Consider the following 19,253-nt stretch of genomic DNA (forward strand, 5'->3'; position numbering starts at 1 on the left):
GACTATCATTCGATTAACGATGGATTCCCGCCCCATTTCGCCCGTTTCCAGCGACCACTTGAGGACACAATAGCGCCATGAAAACTCCGCTCACTCTCTGCTTCCTGATGTTCTCTTTGCCCGTCTGGGCCGGGATGCCCGTGCAAAGTCACGCCGAGATCCGCCTCAAAGTCAGCGAATTCGTGCAAGAACAGACGCAAGCCATGCCGGGGAAGGTCAGCCTCAAGGTGGATGGAATCGATCCGCGCATCGTGTTGCCGGCCTGCCCGGGATTTGAAGTATTTCTGCCTCAAGGCACGCAGCTAAGCGGCAAAACCAATGTCGGTGTGCGCTGCAAAGATAGTTGGTCGCTGTTCGTGCCAGTGCAGATCAAGATCACCCTGACCATGCTGATCGCCAGCCACCCGCTGCAACAGGGCCAAACCTTAACGGCGACGGATATTTCGACTCAGAGCGGCGAAGTCAGCCAGCCGGGCATACTCACCGACCCAGCTCAAGCCCTCGGCAAGATACTCAAGTACAGCCTAGGATCAGGCCAGATTCTCAAACAGGATATGCTGCGCGCCCCGTGGAGTGTCACCCAAGGGCAAATGGTAAAGCTGAGGGTAAGGATGGAGGGATTTTTCGTCACCTCGGAAGGCAAAGCACTGAACAATGCCGCCGAGGGACAACCAGTTCAGGTCAGAACGGCATCAGGTCAAGTTATCGGAGGCACCGCTGGAGCCGATGGCGCAGTTGAAGTAAAACCGTAAAGTGGGTTGCACCTCGCTCCCCGTGTGCCATAAGTCGCTGTTGGCAGCCTGTCGGACTTAAAGATCAGCGACAGCACATTCGCTGACTTCAGCTGCCATCACATGGAGGCTTGGAACACTCAAGCCCATTATCAAGCGTGTTTAGCCCCCTCGCAGGATCACTTAACTTCTTCGCCTTCGTCATCCAAGTAGAACTCGTTTAGCGCACGCTCGACTTCCGCCATGTGCGTCAAGACAGGACCGCCTCCCATCATGATGCCGATAGAGCAGACTTCCATGATCTCTTCCAACGATACACCTGCATGCTTGCAAGCGCGGATGTGAAGGCCGATGCAGTAATGGCACTGTTGGGTAAGCGCCATACCTAAAGCTATGCGCTCCTTCTCTTTCTTATCAAGCACCCCTGGGAGCATGGCTTCAGCCATAAAAGCTTGTATTTTCCCCATCAGCTTAGGACGAAACTCCGTCAGCATCTGGATGCCGCGATGGGCATGCTCCAAGACTTTGCGTTCGCTATCTGATCCCTTGGTATGTTTAGTTGTAGTCATGTCGCCTCCATTCGAAAATTCAATAGCCTGCATACTCAATAGGTGATGCGAATATTCTGCCGCCCGAGTTCGCCGTTCAAACTATTCAGCAAATCATCATGCAAAGTCACCTTCCAATCCTCGCCCAATTTCAGCTGGACACTGGCTTGCGAGTTTCGATAATGTAACAGCACGGGGCAGCAGCCATCGCGGTACGGCATCAGCAGTTGTTGCAGCCGAGCTGAACTCACGCCTGCCGCGTCGGTTACGGCGACATCGAGACATTTGGCGAACACCGAACGTGCTGAGGCGAAGTTGAACAGCTCTTCACCGCTCACCCGCATTCCGCCGGAGTATTCATCGAAGCCCGCTTTGCCGCGTACCACCAGCAACTCGTCCTCGCGTATCCACTGCTTACTGCCTTCATAAACATCATTGAACACCGTCAGTTCGAGCTGGGCACTGCCATCATCCAAAGTCACCGCAGCCATGCGCCCACGCCGGGTTTGCAAAATCCGGATGCTGGACACGATACCCGCCAGTACCACTTGCACCCCAGGATTGCGCCGCCCACCGCCGCCACCGCCTTCGCCGTAGTTATTGTGACTGCGCCCCGCACCGGCCATCTGCGGGGTGACATCGGCTAGCTTGAATTTGACAAATTTAGCCAGCTCTTCGGCGTATTCCTGATAGGGATGACCGCTGAGATAGAAGCCCAGCGCAGTCTTTTCCTGCTGCAACTTTTCTCGCAGACTCCACGGCTCGACGTTCGCCATCGTCACCGGCAAGTCCGCGCCGTCGTCATCACCGAACAAGCTGTTCTGGTTGGCATGGCGGGCATGCTGGTCGGCGGCTTCCAGTGCCGCATCCAGCGAAGCCATCATCTGATGGCGGTGGTCGTTCATCGCATCGAACGCGCCGCCTCGGATCAGCGCTTCGATAGTGCGACGATTGACGATGCGTTTATCCACACGGCGGCAGAAGTCGAACAAATCAGTGAATGGGCCGTTCTTGCGCACGGCGGAGATGCTCTCGATAGCCGCCTGCCCCGTGCCCTTGATCGCGCCCAGGCCGTAGGCGATGGTCTTTTCATCGACCGGCGCGAAGCGATAGTTCGATGAGTTCACGTCCGGCGGCAGAATGGTCAAGCCTTGTTGCAGCGAGTCCTGATAGAAGAAACTCACCTTGTCGGTGTTGTCCATTTCCGAGGTCATGGTCGAAGCCATGAACGCAGCGGGGTGGTGACACTTCAGGTAGGCGGTCTGGTAGGCGACCAGCGAATAGGCGGCGGCGTGCGACTTGTTGAAGCCGTAGCCCGCGAACTTCTCCATCACGTCGAAGATCTCGTTGGCTTGGCCTGCCTCGATATTGTTCTTGGCAGCACCTTCGACGAACTTGGCGCGCTCCTTCGCCATCTCCTCGACTTTCTTCTTACCCATCGCACGGCGCAGCATATCCGCGCCGCCAAGACTGTAGCCCGCCGCCACCTGCGCCGCCTGCATCACCTGCTCCTGATACACCATGATGCCGTAGGTAGTGGACAACACCTTTTCCAAACAAGGGTGCGGATAAATCACCTTCTCGCGGCCATGCTTACGGTTGATGAAGTCCGGGATGAAGTCCATCGGGCCGGGGCGGTACAGCGCATTCAGTGCAATCAGGTCTTCCAGACAGTCCGGCTTCGCCTTCACCAGCGTGTCCTTCATGCCCCGTGATTCGAACTGGAACACCGCCGTGGTATTCGCGGTCTTGAATATCTTGTCGTAGGTCGGTTTATCGTCGAGCGGAATCGTCTCGATAGAAAAGTGCTGAGTGCCAAGTGCTGAGTGCTGAGCATCTGCACCGCCCTCGGTTTTACTCAGTCCTGTGACCTCACTACTCAGTCCTTTAATGTAACGCACCGCCCAGTCGATGATAGTCAGCGTACGCAGGCCCAAGAAGTCGAACTTCACTAGGCCGATGGCCTCCACGTCGTCTTTATCGAGCTGGCTGACCGGATTGCTGCCATCCGCCGTGTAGATCGGGCAAAAATCGGTGAGCTGACCGGGCGCGATCAACACGCCACCGGCGTGCATCCCGATGTTCCGCGTCAAATCTTCCAGCCGTTCAGCCAGTTCCAACAGTTCGGGCACGCCTTCTTCATCGTTGGCCAAGGCATTGATCTCAGGCTCAAGCTCACGTGCTTTAGCGAGTGAGACGGGTTTCACGCCCTCCACCGGGATGAGCTTGGACAGGCGGTCGCACAGGCCGTAGGGAAAATCCATCACGCGCCCGACATCGCGGATCACGCCCTTAGACGCCATGGTGCCGAAGGTGGCGATCTGCGACACGCACTGCGCGCCGTAGTTGTCGCGGACGTATTTGATAACCAGCTCGCGCCCGTCCTGACAAAAGTCCACGTCGAAGTCGGGCATGGAGACCCGCTCGGGATTCAGGAAACGCTCGAACAGCAAGTCGTAACGTAAGGGATCGAGGTCCGTGATGCCGAGCGAGTACGCCACCAACGAGCCCGCACCGGAACCCCGCCCCGGCCCCACTGGCACGCCATTGGGAAAGCGTTCATGGCGATAGGCTTTGGCCCAGCGAATAAAGTCCGCCACGATCAAGAAGTAGCCAGGGAATCCCATCGTGATGATGGTGTTCACCTCGAACTTCAGACGCTCCATGTACTCGGGCAATTTCGCTGCGCGCTGGGCCTCATCCGGGTAGAGCTGCGCCATGCGCTGCATCAAACCACGCTCGGATTCGTCGTACAGGAACTGATCCAGACTTTCGCCATTCGGCGTAGGGAACGCGGGCAGTTGCGGCTTGCCCAGTTTCAACGTGAGGTTGCAGCGTTTGGCGATCTCGACACTGTTCTCCAAGGCCTCCGGCAGATCGCGGAACAGCTCGGCCATCTGAGCCTGCGTTTTGAAATACTGCTGCTCGGTGAATGCCTTGGCGCGGCGCTTGTCGTTCAGCACGTAGCCCTCGGCGATGCACACACGTGCCTCGTGCGCCTTGAATTCATCCTGCTCCATGAACTGCACTGGATGCGTCGCCACCAGTGGCAGATCCAACTCGCCCGCAAGCTGCGTCGCAGCCCGAATATGCTCTTCTTCGCGCGAAAAACCTGCGCGCTGCACTTCCAAGTAATAACGCTGCGGAAACAAGCCTGCCCAAGCCTCGGCATACTGGCGCGCCGCCTGCCGGTTGCCATTCAGCGATGCCGTACCGACGTCGCCCAGATGAGCACCCGACAGAGCGATCAGCCCCTCCGTACCTTCTTCCTGAAAGAACTCGCGGCGCAACTCGGCGCGCCCCAGATGCTGATTCTCCAGAAAAGCGCGCGTAAGCAAACGGCACAAACGCAAATAGCCCGCATTGGACTGACACAGCAGCAACAAACGGTGCGGTTTGCTGCGATCGGCGTCGTTGGTGATGAACACATCCGCGCCGAGGATAGGCTTCACCCCCGCGCCCCGCGCCGCTTGGTAAAACTTGACCATGCCGAACACATTGGAAACATCGGTCAACGCCAGCGCAGGCATCCCATCCGCCCGAGCTGCTGCAACTGGTGGGCAGGTATGTACCTTGTAACTATTCCCGTCCGCGTCCTTCTTCTTTTCCTCGACATCTAGACGCACGATGCCATCGATGATCGAATATTCGCTATGGAGACGGAGGTGGACGAAGGCAGGCTTAGACATGGTGAACTTGATTTCTGACTGAGCAGAATTCTACCATTTGGCGGCATCGATTCCGCCGATGTTTCTGCTACCGAGACTGTGTAAGGTGAAGCTGGCCGATAAGCCGGGTTCTGTCGTGGACAGTCATTCCTCTAGGCGTTTCGTTACCTGACGCTCAAGCAATCTACCCGCTGACGACGCGAGCAACGTCATAGTCAGCCTATTTGATCTTGCTCCGAATGGGGTTTACCGTGCCACTCCCGTTACCGGCAGCGCGGTGGGCTCTTACCCCACCGTTTCACCCTTACCTGTCTCTGACCGAAATCAGCTCATCGGCGGTCTATTCTCTGTTGCACTTTCCATCGCCTCACGGCGTCCGGCCATTAACCGGCATTCTGCTCTGTGGAGCCCGGACTTTCCTCTCCGAGCACAAGGCTCGCAGCGACTGTCTAGCCAGCTTCGGCGCGGAGTCTAACACAGAGGCAAGGTCAACTCCCCTGCGCCCGGTTACGCAACATCCGCCACAGCCAGAATCCGCCTAGCAGCGTCAGCAATCCCGCCAACCACAATGGCCAACGTATCGGTTGATTCCAGCGACGACGCTGTTGATCGCGCTGAACCGCATCGACTCGCAGATATTTGAGATAGTTGCTGGCCATGTTGTTGGGCTTGCTGTTGAACAGCCAGGCGTGGTGTAGCGAGTATTCCTTGGGATGAAAGCCAAACAGCCAAGGCGAATCATGCCGCAGGATCTCCAGCATTTGATTGATGATGCGCTGCCGCTCGTCGTCGTTATCCATGTTCTTCATTTGCTCGAACAAGGCATCGTAGTGCGGGTTCTTGTAATTGGCGGCGTTCTCGCCCGCAAACTTCACCTTGCCCTGGGGGCCATGCAGCAGGAACAAGAAGTTCTCGGGGTCCGGATAGTCGGCGTTCCAGCCGTAATAGAACATCTGCGTATCACCGCGCCGCACCTTGTCCTGGAAGCGGTTGTAGTCCGTGCTGCGTATCACCAGTTGCACATTGATCTCGGCAAACTGTTTGCGTAGCCAGTCCAGTCGCGCCTTGTCACCCACGCCATTGGATGTGGAATCGAGATGGATCACCAAGGGTTGACGCGTCTTCTTATTCACACCACCGGGATAGCCCGCTTCGGCCAACAGGCGCTTGGCCTCAGCGATGGATTTGCGGCGTGGCGCGCCGTTCACCCAGTCATAGACGTAATGATTGATGCCCGCCTCATCTTCCAAATAACCGAAGATGCCGGGCGGCAGGGGCGACTGGGCTGCGATGCCGCGCCCGTTGGCGAAGATGGAGATGAACTCCTCGAAATCGACCGCGATAGCGATGGCCAACCGCAGCTTGCGCGAGCGTTCGCCGCCCGCCCCGCCCACGACCGGATCAAGCCAGTTGAACCCCATGTAACTGGTGGACGTGGCGACCGAGGTTGCAAGCGTGATACCCTGCCTCTGCATTTCCTCACTGACGTTGGCCTCCCCGCCCACGCTCACTTGCACTGCCTGATCGAAGCTATCCGAACCGATGCCCGAGGAGTCATACCAGCCTTGCAAGAACTTGTTCCAATACGGAATGGTTTCCTTTTCCAGGGTGAACACCACCTTGTCCACCAACGGCAACGGCTTGCCCGCATCTGCCAGCAAACCGGCAGCTTGATCTTCGTCCTCCCCTTCCGAGGGATAGAACTCGCCGCTGAAGTTTGGATTTTTGGTCAACACCATGCGCTGATTTGGATCGTTTTCCGACAGGTAGTAAGGGCCGCTGCCTATCGGCCACCAGTCCAGACTCAGATTACGCTCACGCATCCCCGGTTGGGCGTAGAAGCGCTCGGCTTCCCACGGCATGGGCGCGAAGAACGGCATCGCCAGCCAGTAGGCGAACTGCGGATATTTGCCGCGCACCTTGATGCGGTAGCGGCTGGCATCGACCACTTCAACGCCGCGCAGCGGATAGGCGTTCAGGTCGATCCAGCCTTCCGGCTGCCGCTTGCGCGCTGCCTTCAAAGTCTCGGCGTACTCCTTCATGCCGACGATGTATTCCGCCATCACACCGAAAATGGGCGAATGCAAATCAGGATGGGCCAGCCGCTTGATCTGGTAAGCGTAGTCCTCCGCCGTTACAGCGCGGGTGCCCGTCTCATCGAAATCGGTCAGCTTGCGGATACCCGTTAGATCGCTCTCGTCCAGCCCCACATAGCGTGGCTGCCCAGCTTCATCTCTAGCCAAAGCCGGATGCGGCTGGTATTTCAAGCCCTCCCGCAGATGGATCTCGTAGATGGTGTAGGCAACTTGGCTGGCCGAAGCATCCTCCGGCAAGGGGTGCAGTTGTGCATCGAGATACATGACCAAAGGCATCTCTTTCGCCGACTGGGGCACCAACTCGTAAGGGCGTTTGAAGAAATGATATTGCAGCGGCGAGTAATAGATCTGCTCGATCACCGCAAACTCGTTCTGGCTATAGGCCTGCACCGGGTCGAAATGCTTGGGACGGCCGGAAAAAGCCGTGTACAAGATCGACTTTCCCTCATCCGATGCCGGGTAGGGGTTGTTCCACACAGCATCGTCGCAGGCGATGAGTAACAAGGGAAGAATGAGGCAGAGCAAGCGTTTCATGGCGGCAGAGTTTATCCGAAACGCCCATGCCTCGCCGCGCAAATTGCCGCAACTCGCAACGAGCTTCGGGTTAAGATTTGACCTTGATTCCGTCAACTATTCAGAACCCCACATGAACTCAGCATGGCGACTTTTCCTCGAACAGCAAGGCGCTCGTTTCGATGACCATACCGCACAAGACTTCGGCGACCCAAGCGCTGAGATCGTAGCGACCCGCGAAGGTGATACCCTCGCCTCACTGGATCAATTCGGTACGCTCAAAGTGAGCGGCGAAGATGCGCAGACCTTCTTGCAGAGTCTGCTCAGCAACGACATCCGCACCGTCAGTCCTCAGCAGGCGCAGCGCAGCAGTTTCAACACCGCCAAAGGGCGGATGTTGGCGACCTTTTTGATCTGGCAGCGCGACGGCGACTACTTCTTGCAACTCTCCCGCGCGCTCACCGCACCGGTTCAGAAAAAGCTCTCGATGTACGTGCTGCGCAGCAAGGTCAAGGTCAGCGATGTCAGCGATGAATTCGTCGCTCTCGGTATCTCTGATGCACTGCTTACGGCAAAACTGGGATTGCCGGAAAGTACACTGGCGACCACCTCCAGCGATGCTGCTCAGCTCATCCGTATAGGTGACCGACGCTTCCAGCTCATTTGCCCAGCCGATCAAGCCTGTGCATGGTGGCAGCGGCTGCGCGCCGAGAGCGGGAGTCTGCATCCAGTCGGCGCAGCTTGCTGGGACTGGCAGGACATCCATGCCGGCATCCCCCTCGTCACTTTGGCTACGCAGGAACAATTCGTCCCGCAGATGGCGAACATGGAGGTCATCGGCGGCGTCAATTTCAAGAAGGGCTGCTATCCCGGCCAAGAGATCGTGGCGCGCATGCAATATCTGGGCAAAGCCAAGCGCCGCATGTATCTGGCACACATTGGAGGCGACACTTTGCCACGCCCCGGCGACACGCTGTTCAGCAACAGTCCCGACGAGAACGCGCATGGCCTCGTCGTGAACGCTGCGCCTAGCCCCGACGGCGGCTTCGATCTGCTGGGCGTGTTGCCCATCGCCAGCCGCGAACATAACGCTGTGCACTTGGGCAGCGCCGCAGGCGAGCGTCTGGATTTCCTCCCGCTGCCTTACGCGCTTCAATGAACCTGCCCGCCCAGCTCTTTCCGAGTGACTTACTGTGGCTGGCGAATTTCCTGTTCGCCGCCCTACTCGGAAAAGCGCTGTGGCGCGCGCGTTTCAGCGCCCTGCTAGACAATCAATGGCGCGTCCACGCCCTGATCGGCTTAACCATCTGGGTGTTCCTGTTCTGGCAACTGAGTGCCGGCGTGCGCCCCGGCTTCAATTTCCACCTGATCGGCGCGACCCTGCTCATGCTGCTGTTCGGTAGGCACGTCGCCATCGTACTGCTCAGCCTCGTGATGATCGCCACCTTCTGGCGCAACGGCTTCGACTATCTCTCGCTCGGCCTCAACGGACTGGTGATGATCGCCCTGCCGGTCTATTTCAGCGAACAGGTATTGCACTTCACCCAGCGCAATCTACCCAAAAATCTGTTCATGTTCGTACTCGGCAACGGCTTCGTTTGTGGCGGAGTCTCCATGCTGCTGATCGTACTGACCGGCTCCTTCCTACTCGCGGCTTTCACCCATTACACTTGGGATAACGTACTGAATAACTACCTAGTGTTCTCGCCCATCATCATCTTGGTCGAGGCCTTCACCTGCGGCATCCTCACCACCGCATTCACCGTTTTCGCCCCTCAATGCGTGCTGCATTTCAGCGACAAGGAATATTTGCACGGCAAGTAGCGCGTAGCGCAAAGCATCTCGCCATCAACTCGCGTCCTAATGGATTATTCGGGTTAAAATCGCGGCAGGACGAAACGAACTCTAAACATTACAAACCGTTTCAGATTCATCCTCAAAATCCATGACTGATCTGGTCAGGCACTCGCCGCCAGGGTGGTTTTTCTCGTCAGCACAAGCGAGCAAGGTAGGGCATGAACACAACATACGACGAGTCGTCATTCAAAGTCTTGCGCGGGCTGGAGCCTGTCCGTCAGCGTCCCGGCATGTACACGACACTGGACAACCCCAACCACATCATCGCCGAAGTGGTGGACAACGCCTGTGACGAGGCACTCGCGGGCTATGCCAAGAACATCATTGTCACGGCGCATGCCGATGGTTCGGTGTCGGTGAGCGATGACGGACGCGGCATCCCAGTCGGCCTCCATCCCGAGGAAGGTGTGTCCGTAGTCGAGGTCGCGTTCACCGTTTTGCACTCCGGCGGCAAGTTCGACAAGGAAGCGGGTGGCGCGTACAAATTCGCGGGCGGCCTGCATGGCGTCGGCGTGGCGGTGACCAACGCCCTCTCCACCGCCGTTGAGGTCAAGGTCTATCGCGAAGGTGGCGAACATCAGCTGCGCTTTGAAAATGGGCTCGCTACCCGTCCCCTCGCCCGCATCGCTGACTGCGCCAAGCGCAAGACCGGCACCGTCGTTCGTGCTTGGCCTGACAGCAAATATTTCGACGCGCCTGCCGTCAATCTAGCACAACTGGAGCGAGCATTGCGCTCCAAGGCCGTGCTGCTACCCGGCGTGACCGTCACGCTGGTACTTGAAAAGTCGGGCGAATCCAAATCATGGAACTATCCCGACGGTTTGCGCGGCTACCTCACCGAAGCGCTGAGCGCACAGGACACGGACTCAACACTCGCGGCACCGATCTTTGCAGGTGAGCGCTACATCGGCCGCAACGACGATGCCTTTGCTGAAGGCGAAGGCGCAGCCTGGGCGTTCGCGTGGACGGAGGAAGGCGCGCTCACTCGCGAATCCTACGTCAACCTGATTCCCACCTGGTCCGGCGGCACGCATGAGTCTGGCCTGCGCGATGGCGTGTTCAATGCCGTGCGCAGTTTCATCGAATTGCACAGCATGTTGCCCAAAGGCGTAAAACTCACCTCGGATGACGTGTTTGCGCGCGTCAGCTTAGTGCTTTCCGCCAAAGTGCTCGATCCGTCCTTCCAAGGCCAGACCAAAGATAAACTGGTCTCGCGCGGTGCATTGAAACTGGTGTCCAGCATGGTCAGCGACCCGCTGCTGCTGTGGCTGAACGAGCACATCGACTACGGCAAGCGCATCGCCGAGCTGTCCATCAAGCAGGCGCAGAGCCGCATGAAATCGGCGCAAAAGGTGGAAAAGAAAAAAGGCTCATCCGTCGCCGTGCTGCCGGGCAAACTCACCGATGCCGCCGAATTCAATCCCGAGCGCAATGAGCTGTTCTTGGTCGAAGGCGATTCCGCTGGCGGCTCGGCCAAGCAAGGACGCAGCAAGGAATTCCAAGCGATCCTGCCCTTGCGAGGCAAGGTGCTGAACACGCTGGAAGTGGATCGCAACCGTTTGTTCGCCAACGCCGAAGTGCACGACATCGCGGTCGCCATCGGCGTCGATCCGCATGATCTGAACGACAACGTGGACTTGTCAGGTCGCCGCTATCGCGGCATCTACATCATGGCCGATGCCGACGTGGACGGCTCGCACATCTCCACCCTGCTGCTGACGCTGTTCTTCCGCCACTTCCCCAAGCTGATCGAAGCCGGTCACATCTTCCTCGCGCAACCGCCGCTGTTCCGCGTAGATGTTCCCGCTCAAGGCAAGAAGCCGATGCGCAAGCTGTATGCGCTGAACGAAGACGAACTGATCTCGATCCAGGATCGCTTGCGACAGGAAAAAGTGCGTGAAGGCGCGTGGTCGATCTCGCGCTTCAAAGGTTTGGGCGAGATGAATCCCGAGCAGCTTTGGGAGACCACGATGAACCCGGACACCCGGCGCGCATTGTGTGTGGAACTCACTCAGGCGTCGTTCGACGAGACGCAGAAGATCATGAGCATGTTGATGGCAAAACAGGAGTCCGGTTCGCGCCGCTTGTGGCTGGAATTCCACGGTAACGAGGTGACGGGCGATGTCTGATATTCCACAAGGCCAACTGTTCGAGTCTGATGAAATCGCACCGATCGAGGCCACCCCCGAACTAATTCCTGAAGAGATCAAGCCGGAAACCACCGGAGGCAAGGGCAACGTGCGCCAGTTTTCTGCCCTGCCCCCGCTGCCCGAAGGCGACTCGGTGCCGTTGGCGATGTATGCCGAGCGCGCCTACCTTGAATACGCCGTTTCGGTAGTCAAAGGCCGCGCGCTGCCGGATGTCTGCGACGGTCAAAAGCCGGTGCAGCGCCGCATCCTGTATGCGATGCGCGAGATGGGCTTGGCGCACAACAGCAAGCACGTCAAATCGGCTCGCGTGGTCGGCGAAGTGCTGGGTAAGTTCCACCCGCACGGTGATTCCTCGGCCTACGATGCCATGGTCAGACTGGCGCAGAGCTTCTCCATGCGCTATCCCTTGGTCGATGGACAAGGCAATTTCGGCTCGCGCGACGGCGACAATGCGGCGGCGATGCGCTACACCGAGACCCGCCTCACGCCCATCGCCGACCTGCTGCTGGCCGAGCTGGACATGGGCACAGTGGATATGGTGCCCAACTACGACGGCCATTTCATGGAGCCGTCCATGTTGCCCGCACGTTTGCCAATGGTGCTGCTCAACGGCGCGTCCGGCATTGCCGTGGGCATGGCGACCGAGATTCCCTCGCACAATCTGCGCGAAGTCGGCGCGGCAGCGGCCTTGTGCGTGCGCAAACCCGATAGCTCTGACGAGGAATTGCTAAGTTCGGTACTGGGCCCCGATCTCCCCGGCGGCGGCCAGATCATTTCGTCGGCCAGCGACATCCGCGAATGCTACCGCAGCGGTCGCGGCTCACTGAAGATGCGCGCCCGCTGGAAGGTCGAGGAACTGGCACGCGGCCATTGGCGCGTCGCGGTGTACGAGTTGCCGCATGGCACCTCGGCCAAAAAGATCATGGAAGAGATCGAGGAGCTGACCAATCCCAAGATCCGCGCCAACAAGAAAGCCTTGTCGCAAGAGCAGGTGCAGAACAAGCAACTGCTGCTCTCGGTGCTGGATCGCGTGGTGGACGAGTCTGACAAGGACAATGCGGTGCGGCTGGTGTTCGAGCCGAAATCCAGCCGCCAGACTGTCGATGCGCTGATGACCGTGCTGCTGGCACACACCAGTCTTGAGTGCTCGCTCCAGATCAACATGGTGATGATAGGCATCGACGGTCGCCCCAAGCAGAAGCCGCTGGCCGAGATCATCCGCGAATGGGCGCAGTTCCGTCTGGTGACGGTACGCCGTCGTTGCGAGCATAGGCTGGCGCAGGTCAACGACCGCATCCACATCCTCGAAGGCCGCATGACGGTCTATCTGAATCTGGACGAAGTGATCGCGCTGATCCGCGAGTCGGACGATCCCAAGCAGGCGCTGATCGCCCGCTTCGAGCTATCCGAGCGGCAAGCTGAAGACATTCTAGAGATCCGTCTGCGCCAGTTAGCGCGCATGGAAGGCATCAAGATCGAACGCGAACTGGCTCAGTTGCGTGACGAAGGCGCGGAACTGCTGCGGCTGTTAGGTTCCGATGCCGCCCTGCGCAAGCGCGTAGCCAAAGAGATCGACGATGCCATCAAGACGCATGGCGACGCACGACGCACGCTGATCGAACAAGCCGAGCGCGTGGCACTCACCGCCCAAGTCGTGGATGAACCAGTCACGGTCGTCATTTCCAAGAAACACTGGGCGCGCACCCGTCAGGGGCACGGGGTCGATCTGTCGGCGGTGAGTTTCAAAGAGGGCGATGGACTGCTCGCCAGTTTCGAGTGCCGCACCACCGACTACTGCATCGTCATCGCCAGCAACGGCAGAGTGTGCAGCATTCCGGTTCACCAGTTGCCGACTGGGCGTGGCGACGGTGCGCCGCTGGCCACCTTCATCGAGATCGACACCAACACGCGCATCGCGCAAGTCATCTGCGGTTCGGCCTCGCAACACCTGCTACTCGCCACGTCCGCTGGCTACGGCTTCACCTGCACCTTGGGCGACATGCTGGGGCGGAACAAGGCTGGCAAACAATTCCTCTCGGTCGAAAGTGAAAAGATACTGCCGCCTGTACTGTTCGAGCCTAGCGAGCGTGCTTTAGTCATCACGGTCTCGAATACAGGCCGCCTACTCGTCTTCCCTCTAGCCGAAGTGAAGACGCTGGCTGGCGGTGGAAAAGGCGTGATTCTGATGGGGCAAGAAGAAGCCAGTGAACTGGTCGCGGCTTTGGTCTGTGAGGCACGAGAGATCACCGTCATCACCCTCAGTCGCTCCGTTGAAAAAGCCCTGCGTGTCAGCGAAAAAGAGCTGCCGAGTTATCTGAGTCGGCGTGCTCGCATGGGCAAGGCGTTACCGCTCAAAAGCACACACAAAGTCATCGGTTTGCTTGCGCCTATTAAATGAACGATGCTGGATGGGTGACTTTAGTCACTGTGACTTGCCGACGCAGACGGTACAGTGCGCACCCGTTCATCCTCAGGAGTCACCCATGCAGCGTTCTCTCTATTCGATCATCTTGGGCTTCGGCCTTGTCGCCTCTGGCTCCGCAGTGGCGGGCGAGTGGAAAGCCTTCCCCGTGCGCGATGCCGACTACAAACCCGAGATGACCCTTTCGCTCGTCGGCGGCAATATGAATCCCAGCCACGTAGCCAGTGGCAGCTACGTCGGCGCTGAACTGGCTTTCAACTGCATCGCAATTCAGCCACCTACCGGCATCATTCGTAGCAAGGTGTCGCTGGGCAGCTTCGACAAGAACGGCATGAAGATCACCACGTTCGAAGTCAATCCACGCTGGACGACTCATCTGAGCGACAACCTGACCTTCGGCATCGGCCCCGGCATCGGTTATGTGAAGACCGACATGGCAGGGCAGACCACCAACATGGCTGCATTGCAAGCAGGTGTGGATCTAGACTATCGCATCGGCGCACTGAATCTGGGTCTGGGTGCGCGTTGGCAAGGCACGCAGAACAAGCTAGTGAATAACACTCTGCGTGGCGCGGACAATACGTTGATCCAAGCTAAGCTCGGCATCAATTTCTAAGAGGGACTATGGCATGACTAGCAACGGATTTGTACTTGGAATCATCGCCGTTCTCGGCGTCTTTTTCCTGATGCGGCAACTTCAGGCGGCTGACGGGATCGATGTAACGGAAGCCCAAAAAATGAATCAGAACGGCGCATTGCTGCTGGATGTCCGTGAGCCTGGCGAATACGCCTCGGGGCACGCACCGAACGCCGTGCTGATCCCGCTCGGCCAGTTAGGCTCACGCATGCAAGAGATCACCGCCTACAAGGACAAGCCGGTCGCCGTCATGTGCCGCTCGGGTCGTCGCTCAGCTTCAGCCACCAAGCAACTGGCCGAAGCGGGCTTCTCCCAAGTGAAGAACGTGAATGGCGGAATCATGGCATGGGAACAAGCTGGCCTGCCCGTAGTACGCTAATCCCGCCTAGCTGTACTGAAATACGAACGCCCCGAGACTCTCGGGGCGTTTCTCATTCCGCTCAGCCGTATTGCGGGAGACAGACCGGATTCCAGTTCTTGATATACTGCGATCACTCCTTACTAGATGGTAATCGTCATGCCTCGTCGAGCCCGGATTTCATTGCCGAATGGTCCCTGCCCAAGTCGCCAACGCGTTACGCTGGGAAAGTCTGGGCAACCGCACAAAGTGGATAAAGTGGTAAGTGGGGAGGTATGTGTGAATGCAAGACCTGTCTCTATTTTTCATTCCGACCCTATCCAGGTTAAGGTTAATTATTAGTTATGGCCATATCGCCTATATCCCGAGTATTTTTTATCGTAGCTCTCTTGTTGTTCATCATGTTAGGTACTCTGTGGATGGTAACTGCCAGACCCTGGCAAAGTAATGAGCAGATTCTCGAGTATTTTTACTCTGCTACTGCCTCAGAGGAGGAGCTAATGGACCCTCTTATTCTGCGGGGAGAGGAGATCGTACCAATGGTAATCAGTAACGTCATGCGTCCAGATATGCCGCGCCGTCGCTACGGAATTGCGTTCCTTGGAAACGGAAGCTACGTCACTGCGCTTCCTACTCTTAGGAGTATTACTGAGGGGGAGGAGCCAGACTATATTCGAGCGGATGCGCTAGAAGCCATTTATCGGATAGATCAACAAGTTGGCCTTAGTTATGCAAGGTTATATGCGGATCGTGAGGATTGGCTTGGAAATGTGGCACGGCAGGTTATAAAAGAACCTTCAAGTATTGGAAGCCATCGATCCTATATTGAGGCATTACTAGGATTGACCAGTGGATAATGCAGCCAGCAAGGTAGGGTGCACTCGATAAGTGCACTGCACATCGGGCGGGAAGCAACAGGGTCTGGTCTTGCACCCGAACATGTCCCAAAAAATAGGGAACCCCAGTTTCTTAACCCCGCCTCTAGCTGTAGCTTAAACTCTAACGCCCCGAGATTCTCGGGGCGTTTCCATTCTGCCCAGCTAAGTGACTCAGACCAGCCCCATGCTCACCAGCGCAATGAACGCAGCGAATAAGGCAAAGTGGCTGATGCCTTCGATGGCGTTCGTTTCACCATCGTGCAGGTTGTTCATCACCGTCAGGAAAGTGAGCAGCAACAGGCCGCCCTGAACGGGTGTGAGCGCCATGACGATGCGATCGCCGCTGAACAAGGCGATGGCTTCGATCACCGGCAAGGTCAGCAGCACCGTGGCGAGTGAAGCACCGAGCGCGATATTGACTGTGGTCTGCATCCGATTCTGCTGCGCGGCCTTGAGCGCGGTGAGTATCTCGGGACTGGCGGAGATGAGCGCGACCAGCACCGCCGGAATCGACTTGGGCAAACCGCTGCCGGTCAGTCCGGCATCCAGTAGCACCGACAATACCTCGGACAGCAAGCCCACCAACACGATAGCGCCGACCATCACCGCCACATGCAGCCGGTTCGGGCTATTGGCCTCGTCATGTGACTCTTCTTCCGTCTCGCTGGAATACTCGAAGAAGGTGCGGTGCTCGACCGTTTGCAGCCGCAGGAATCCGGCGTACATCAGCGCCATCACCGCGATTGAAAATACTGAATAGGCTTGCCATTGCACATCCGGCACGAAATCAGGGATGAACATGCCGATGCCGACCGCCACCATCAGCATCGCGATGAAGGAGTTACCGGAGTCCACGTTGTATTTGGCGCTGCCATGCTTCAGCCCGCCGACGATGGCCGCCAAGCCGAGGATGCCGTTGATATCGAACATGACCGCCGCGAACACCGTATCGCGCGCCAAGGTCGGATTCGGCTCGCCTTGCAGCAACACCACAAGGATCACCACCTCCACCGACACGGCGGCCAGCGTCAGGATCAAGGTGCCATAAGGCTCGCCCAAGCGTAGCGCCAGCACCTCCGCATGATGCGCGATACGAAACGCCACACCGATGATCGCCGCGAGTATCACCAGCAACAGCCCCCACAACGCTAGTCCGCCATGTTCGACCGCACTGTGCTCGGCCATCAAGCCTAGCCCCAGAACAACGAAAGCAATGGCGAGGGGGAATTCTGATTTGAGATATTTCATAGATGTCACCAAAAGTCAGTGGATGGCTGTGTTAGCCGCAAGAGTTAGTTACGCTGCCGTACTGCCTCGAACACGCAAATCGCTGCTGCGGATGCGGCGTTCAGCGACTCGACCTGCCCCGGCATGGGAATGATGAACGGCTGGCAAACGGCCTGTAACTCTGCCGTCAGCCCTGCCCCTTCGTTACCGATAGCGAAACCGACTCGACCGCGCAGATCGCACTCGAACAGCGTGACTTTACCAGCCAGAGAGGCGGCGAACACGCTTCCGCCGAAATGTGCGGCGACCATCAGCAAGTCGGCATCCTCAACGATGTTGAGCACGAAATGGCCTCCCATCGCCGCCCGCAACACCTTGGGCGACCAGGCATCGGCGCAGCCGCTGGACAAGAATACTGCATCGCACCCCGCTGCCGCTGCCGAACGCAGCATGGAGCCTAAGTTTCCGGGATCTTGAATGTCTTCCAGCAGCAAGCAAAAGCCACTGCGTTCCGGCGCGAAATCCGCCTCGGGCAACGCGACCAAGGCCAACAGTCCGCTCACCGTCTTCAGCTCCGACAACTCCGCAAACAGCGCGTCGTCCAGCAAGGTCTGCGGTACGTCAGGGAACAATCTCAGCAGCTCGGCAACTTCTTCGTTTTGCAGCGCCGCGCCTGTATGCAGCAAGTGCAGAGGCTTGCCGCCGCAGGCGTGGTAAGCCGCGACCAGATGCGCGCCGTCAAGCAAAGTCTGCCCCGCCTTACGCCGCTGCCGCGCGTTACCAGTCAGCTTGAGCAAACCCTTGTAGAAAGCGTTATCGCGTGATGTGATGTGTTTCAATTTGCCTCCTCAGTTTCGAGCAAGCCGCTCATGTCTGCCAATGGCGGCAGTTCGCTCAGAGAGCGCAGGTTGAGGTCGTCCAGTAGTCGCGCCGTCGTGCCCAGTAGTTCGGGGCGTCCCGGCACTTCGCGGGTGCCGATGACTTCGATCCAGCCGCGCGCTTCCAGTGTCTTGATGATCTGGCTGGCAACTTGCACGCCGCGTATCTCTTCGATGTCGCCGCGCGTCACTGGCTGGCGATAGGCGATGATGGCTAGGGTTTCCATCACGGCGCGCGAGTAGCGCGGGGCTTTTTCAGGGGTGAGCCGGTCGAGGTATTCCTGCAATTCTGGACGCGAGCGGAAGCGCCAACCGCTGGCGACTTGCACCAGCTCCACGCCTCGACCAGCGTAGCTCGCTGCCAGTGTAGCCAGCATCTGCTCCAGTTCGCGGCTACTGATAGCCGCATCGAATAGGCGCTTCAACTCGTTGATCGAAAGCGATTCCTGCGCCGTCAGTAGCGCTGCCTCCAGCACCAAGAGTAGCTTATTGGGCAGTGACGTAGGCTCGGACATAGATTTTTCCCAGCGTCTCGGATTGAGTGATTTCCAGCAAGTTCTCTTTGGCCAGTTCCAACAAAGCGATGAAGGTCACCACCAGTTGCGGGATGCCGCCTTTGATTTCGAACAGGGACTCGAAAGCCTCGAATCCACCGTGTTGCAAACGCCGCAGCAAGTAGCTCATGCGCTCACGCACCGACAACTCTTCGCGCCGCACCTTGTGATGAGCGAACTGCTTGGCTCGCACCAGCAAACCCATCCACGCCTGACGTAGGTCTTCGACGTTCACCTCGGGCAAGCGCGCCTCGACGGTACGTTCGATCAACACCTGCGCCAACTCAAAATCGCGTCCAGCTTGCGGAAGTTCGTTCAGCGCCTGCGCCGCCAGCTTGATCTGCTCGTATTCCAACAGCCGCCGCATCAGCTCGGCGCGAGGGTCTTCGCCGCCCTCCTCGCTCACCCGCTTGGGGCGCGGCAGCAACATACTCGACTTGATCTCGATCAGCAGCGCCGCCATCAGCAGGTATTCGGACGCCAACTCCAGACTGTGTTGCTGCATCAACTCGACATAGCCCATGTACTGCCGCGTCAGCTCAGCCATCGGGATGTCGAGCACGTCGAGATTGTGTTTGCGGATCAGATACAACAAAAGGTCGATCGGCCCCTGGAACGTCGCCAGCACCACCTCTAAAGCATCCGCCGGAATGTACAGATCCTGCGGCAACTCCAGCAGCGGCTCGCCGTGGATACGGGCGAATGACGCCAGCGGAAGTTGGGCGTGCCCCGTCAT

14 protein-coding genes and 1 other RNA gene are annotated in these 19,253 nt (G+C 58.1%); 7 read left to right on the forward strand and 8 right to left on the reverse strand.

Annotation, left to right across the window (positions count from 1 at the left end; translation table 11 throughout):
- The first annotated feature begins 77 nt into the window (after window positions 1-77).
- The gene (gene flgA / locus OYT1_RS08920) at window positions 78-752 is read left to right on the forward strand and encodes a flagellar basal body P-ring formation chaperone FlgA (RefSeq protein ID WP_084611930.1); all 675 of its coding nucleotides are present in this window, start codon (window positions 78-80) and stop codon (window positions 750-752) included.
- Between the two features lie 158 nt (window positions 753-910).
- Here flgA and OYT1_RS08925 read toward each other — a convergent pair whose 3' ends face one another.
- The 4 genes from OYT1_RS08925 to OYT1_RS08940 form a co-directional block, all read right to left on the reverse strand.
- On the reverse strand, window positions 911-1,300 hold the full coding sequence (locus OYT1_RS08925) for a carboxymuconolactone decarboxylase family protein (RefSeq protein WP_172588530.1): 390 nt from the start codon (window positions 1,298-1,300) through the stop codon (window positions 911-913).
- Window positions 1,301-1,335: 35 nt separating this feature from the next.
- Window positions 1,336-4,968: a DNA polymerase III subunit alpha gene (dnaE, locus tag OYT1_RS08930; RefSeq protein WP_062626028.1), complete on the reverse strand. Its 3,633-nt coding sequence runs from the start codon at window positions 4,966-4,968 to the stop codon at window positions 1,336-1,338.
- An 83-nt stretch (window positions 4,969-5,051) separates the two neighbouring features.
- An RNA gene (gene rnpB, locus OYT1_RS08935) (RNase P RNA component class A) lies at window positions 5,052-5,408 on the reverse strand.
- Window positions 5,409-5,435: 27 nt separating this feature from the next.
- Complete coding sequence (locus OYT1_RS08940) at window positions 5,436-7,577, reverse strand: ABC transporter substrate-binding protein (protein WP_062626029.1); 2,142 nt, start codon at window positions 7,575-7,577, stop codon at window positions 5,436-5,438.
- 112 nt (window positions 7,578-7,689) lie between these two features.
- Here OYT1_RS08940 and ygfZ point away from each other — a divergent pair, with 112 nt between their 5' ends.
- The 6 genes from ygfZ (at window position 7,690) to OYT1_RS08970 (ending at window position 15,001) form a co-directional block, all read left to right on the forward strand.
- A complete protein-coding gene (gene ygfZ, locus OYT1_RS08945) occupies window positions 7,690-8,715 on the forward strand; it encodes a CAF17-like 4Fe-4S cluster assembly/insertion protein YgfZ (protein ID WP_062626030.1) in 1,026 nt (341 codons plus the stop codon).
- Window positions 8,712-9,380 (forward strand): energy-coupling factor ABC transporter permease, encoded by a 669-nt coding sequence (locus OYT1_RS08950; RefSeq protein WP_062626031.1) that lies wholly within the window; start codon window positions 8,712-8,714, stop codon window positions 9,378-9,380. Before ygfZ ends, OYT1_RS08950 begins: the two co-directional genes overlap by 4 nt.
- Window positions 9,381-9,571: 191 nt before the next feature.
- Entirely contained in the window at window positions 9,572-11,542 is a 1,971-nt protein-coding gene (locus OYT1_RS08955; RefSeq protein ID WP_062626032.1) for a DNA topoisomerase IV subunit B, read from the forward strand.
- Entirely contained in the window at window positions 11,535-13,961 is a 2,427-nt protein-coding gene (gene parC / locus OYT1_RS08960) for a DNA topoisomerase IV subunit A (RefSeq protein WP_084611931.1), read from the forward strand. The genes OYT1_RS08955 and parC overlap by 8 nt, the downstream gene beginning before the upstream one ends.
- Before the next feature lie 85 nt (window positions 13,962-14,046).
- Window positions 14,047-14,601, forward strand: coding sequence for a hypothetical protein (locus OYT1_RS08965; RefSeq protein WP_062626033.1), 555 nt, complete (start codon window positions 14,047-14,049; stop codon window positions 14,599-14,601).
- A 13-nt stretch (window positions 14,602-14,614) separates the two neighbouring features.
- A complete protein-coding gene (locus OYT1_RS08970) occupies window positions 14,615-15,001 on the forward strand; it encodes a rhodanese-like domain-containing protein (RefSeq protein ID WP_062626034.1) in 387 nt (128 codons plus the stop codon).
- A gap of 1,028 nt (window positions 15,002-16,029) precedes the next feature.
- Here OYT1_RS08970 and OYT1_RS08980 read toward each other — a convergent pair.
- Genes OYT1_RS08980 through OYT1_RS08995 form a run of 4 tightly spaced genes read right to left on the reverse strand, consistent with a single transcriptional unit; the run spans window position 16,030 to window position 19,253 of the window.
- On the reverse strand, window positions 16,030-17,106 hold the full coding sequence (locus OYT1_RS08980) for a calcium:proton antiporter (RefSeq protein WP_062626036.1): 1,077 nt from the start codon (window positions 17,104-17,106) through the stop codon (window positions 16,030-16,032).
- A 44-nt stretch (window positions 17,107-17,150) separates the two neighbouring features.
- Window positions 17,151-17,924: a TrmH family RNA methyltransferase gene (locus OYT1_RS08985; protein ID WP_062626037.1), complete on the reverse strand. Its 774-nt coding sequence runs from the start codon at window positions 17,922-17,924 to the stop codon at window positions 17,151-17,153.
- Entirely contained in the window at window positions 17,921-18,478 is a 558-nt protein-coding gene (gene scpB, locus OYT1_RS08990; protein WP_062626038.1) for an SMC-Scp complex subunit ScpB, read from the reverse strand. Before scpB ends, OYT1_RS08985 begins: the two co-directional genes overlap by 4 nt.
- Complete coding sequence (locus OYT1_RS08995) at window positions 18,450-19,253, reverse strand: segregation and condensation protein A (RefSeq protein ID WP_062626039.1); 804 nt, start codon at window positions 19,251-19,253, stop codon at window positions 18,450-18,452. Before OYT1_RS08995 ends, scpB begins: the two co-directional genes overlap by 29 nt.

It is taken from the genome of Ferriphaselus amnicola (assembly GCF_000974685.2).
Lineage (GTDB): Bacteria > Pseudomonadota > Gammaproteobacteria > Burkholderiales > Gallionellaceae > Ferriphaselus > Ferriphaselus amnicola.